This is a genomic window from Candidatus Protofrankia californiensis (assembly GCF_900634765.1).
In the GTDB taxonomy this organism is placed as follows: domain Bacteria; phylum Actinomycetota; class Actinomycetes; order Frankiales; family Frankiaceae; genus Protofrankia; species Protofrankia californiensis.
Map to the genome: position 1 here is coordinate 20,069 of NZ_CAAAFT010000198.1, position 541 is coordinate 20,609.

The window sequence follows — 541 nt, forward strand, 5'->3', positions numbered from 1 at the left end:
GGCGTGCGACGAGATCGGACGCCTTACCGACCTGCGACCGGCTCTGGACCGCCGTGACGCACTCGCCGAACGGCTCGCCGCTGCCGCTCCCCAGTGGACCGCGAAGATCATCGACAGCGGCGGGAACGCGACCGTGTGCGGCTCGGCGTCGGACCTTCCCGAACTGTGGCGGTGGCGCCAGGCCCAGACCTGGCTGGACGCCCTGCTCGGACGCGGTGACGTTGCCGTACTCCAGCGCCAGGTCGCCGAGACGACGGCCGGTGTCCGCCGGCTCGTCCTCGACGTCGCCGTCCGGTCCGCCCGGCTCGGCATGAAGACCAACCTGCGCGAGGACCAGCGTCGTGCGCTGATGGGATGGCTGCAGGCGTTGGCGAGGATCGGCAAGGGAACCGGCAAGTTCGCCCGCAGGTGGGAGGCGGACGCGCGCGAGCAGATGCCCGACGCGATGGGCACCGTCCCCGTCTGGATCATGCCGATCCACCGCGTGCTGCAAAGTTTCGACCCACGCAGAACGGATCTCTTCGACGTCGTCATCGTGGAC

General features: G+C 70.1%; 1 pseudogene. It reads left to right on the plus strand.

The annotated features are described in order from the left end of the window. A pseudogene (locus DD1DGNOD_RS26860) lies at positions 1-541 on the plus strand (AAA domain-containing protein); the annotation flags it as partial.